Origin of the sequence: Corynebacterium variabile (assembly GCF_006539825.1) — a bacterium.
GTDB lineage: Bacteria > Actinomycetota > Actinomycetes > Mycobacteriales > Mycobacteriaceae > Corynebacterium > Corynebacterium variabile.
In genome coordinates this window covers 1-2,347 of the sequence record NZ_BJNT01000042.1, presented here as the reverse complement: position 1 = coordinate 2,347, position 2,347 = coordinate 1, and the positions used below count along the sequence as shown (strand labels likewise).

The window sequence follows — 2,347 nt, the reverse complement described above, 5'->3', positions numbered from 1 at the left end:
GGGCACGTACATTTTCCAGCGCAGCACCCGGTTACGGATGTCAGCGATAGCGTCGATCAGGGTCTTGCGACCCAGCTGGGACCAACCGGTCCATGCGGGGTTGCCGTCCTGATCCTTCTCCGGGCCGGCCATCTGGTCCAGGATGAGGTCGAGCTTGAAGTTGATGTCTTCGACTGTTGCCATGTCGATTTCCTCCTCGTTGTTGTCGGGAAGCAGTGCTTCTCCGAGGTTCAGGCAGTTCTGGTAGCGGGCGCGACGGTCTTCCAGACCGTTGTATCCGCCGTTGATTGCTTGGGTTGCTCCCTCGAGGTCTTGATTGTCGGAGAGCTGGTTGAGATTCGGGCGAGCAACGATCCAGTAGTAGACCGATCCGACGAACAAGTATTCATCGGACGCCGCCGCCTCAGGGTTGTCGACGAAGAACGTCGGAGAGGGAAGGATCCCCTGCTCAAAACCCCACTGCGAGCACTGGGTGTAGTTGTTCCTACCGGTCAGCTGGATCGGACCGCGTCCTTTGAAGCGGGGACCATCACCTGGCTGAGTGTTGCCGAGGTCTTCACGGCCCTCGTATTCCGATCCGTCAGCGATCTCCTCAGAGTAGAGCAGCCCGCTGGACTCATGACCGACCTGTGCGCACCACATCGCGGCCCGGTTGACGTTGGTGATGTCGGCATCCCGCATCGCCTTGTTGAACGGCCCGACGAGCTGTTCGTATCTCGCTTGATCAACGCTGCCTCCCATGGCGGCGCTGAGTGTCTGTGCATCCATGTAAACCTCCAAACATGTGTTCGAATGCTACGACGCCAACAGTAGCGAGATGTTCGATTGGATGCAACAGGTGAACTACATAACGCCGCTCATATCGAGCGTCTCCGCCGTATCGTTCTGGCTTGCAGGCAGCGTGTTTTCAGTGACTTCTAGCTGGTCACCGTCCCAATGGAAGGTCGCACTACCGGCGTCCGTCTCGTTCAGTACAGCTGGAGCTTCAGTATAGAACGCGTAGTTGACTCGGACAGTTCGATCGTCCACCTGTTCGATAGATTCGATCTGACGTGCGAGAATAGGGGCCGGGTCGGTGATCAGCCGCCCGTCCCCGAACAGAGCAACGGTCTCCCTGTCGCTTCCGGCGGTTGCTCCGGGGCCTCCTGCTCCGTTGGTTCCAGCGAGCTTCACCCAGCTCAAGGGGGTGCAGGGGTCTGGTTGGCCCTCCGTCGCCGTGTAGTAGAAGCTGACATCGGAGTCGTCAACGTTGGCAAAATGCACCGGGATCGGCTGTTCCCCGACGAGCGGGTTAGTGACCGCAGCATCTGCGCAGGAGCCATCGCCCGCTCCTCCGTCTGGTGTTGGCGCACGACCGGTGGCGCTTTCTGGCTGTGATGGCGTGCTAGCTGGCTGCTGAGTGATCGTGTCAGTGACGGTCGTTTCGGTGCTTTCCCCGGCCCCATCATCTGACGAGCAGCCCACCAGAAGGGATGCTGCACACCCAGCGGCGATCAGGCCAGCACTCGCGGTTCTTGGAAGTGTTCTGATGTTCCTCATGGACTCCACCGTACGTTTCGGGCCAGACACCTCTCGTCGAAGAAGGGCCGGACACCTCTCGTCGAAGAAGCAGTGCAGCACCATGCTGGTCTATCGCGGAAAAACACCACACACCTCTGGCACCATTACTCCAAAGAGTCGTTGGCATGAAAATAGTCGACTCGTCGCGCAACCGTGAGGGGGCGGAGTTCCACTCACCCGACCGCCTCGTCGGGGTGGCTTCGGCACCACTTCCGGACCCTCGCCCGGGGCCATCCCTCGGGCACATGGAACGTCCGCCCACTCACCTCGACGGCCCGGAAACCGACCGACGGTAGTGGTGTTCCAGTCGAGTTGGACGCCGTCCGGGGCGATGTGGGCCTCGCCCCGTCCCGCCCTGTCGCAGACATCGTCCGGCCGGAACTTGCCGGTGCCGGCGATCCCGACGGCTGTGTCATTCGGTCACTCTCGCGGCTCCGGTCGAGCTCCGCGCGCAGTCTCCGGTTCTCCTGACGCAGACGCTCCATCTCCTGGACCACAGCATGGCGCTCCCGCTGCTCCCGCTCGCGGTTCTGCAGCGCCCGGGACTCCGCGATCCGGTCGTCCTCGGTGCGCACTCCGTGATCGCGCAGCCGACGTCGGGCGGTGTCGAGCATCCGGGCGGCGTCCTCACTGTCGGGCAGTGCCCCGGCGACATCAGCGAGTCGTCGCGGGTTGCCACGCAGCCATTCGATGACGCCGGTGCGGGTGTAGGTCGGTTCCATCGGCAGGGCGGGAAGTTCGACGACCCGACTGGCGATCACCCCGTCGTCGGCGGCCCGGCGGCGGG

3 protein-coding genes are annotated in these 2,347 nt (G+C 62.5%); all 3 read right to left on the bottom strand.

All coding sequences use genetic code 11. From position 1 onward, the window contains the following. The coding region (locus CVA01_RS14600) for a glycoside hydrolase family 19 protein (protein WP_373862691.1) at nt 1-768 on the bottom strand (768 nt) is incomplete at its 3' end. A gap of 75 nt (nt 769-843) precedes the next feature. Next, complete coding sequence (locus CVA01_RS14595; protein ID WP_006822415.1) at nt 844-1,539, bottom strand: LppP/LprE family lipoprotein; 696 nt, start codon at nt 1,537-1,539, stop codon at nt 844-846. Between the two features lie 194 nt (nt 1,540-1,733). After that, on the bottom strand, nt 1,734-2,347 hold a 614-nt coding region (locus tag CVA01_RS15030), incomplete at its 5' end, for a hypothetical protein (RefSeq protein WP_218024600.1).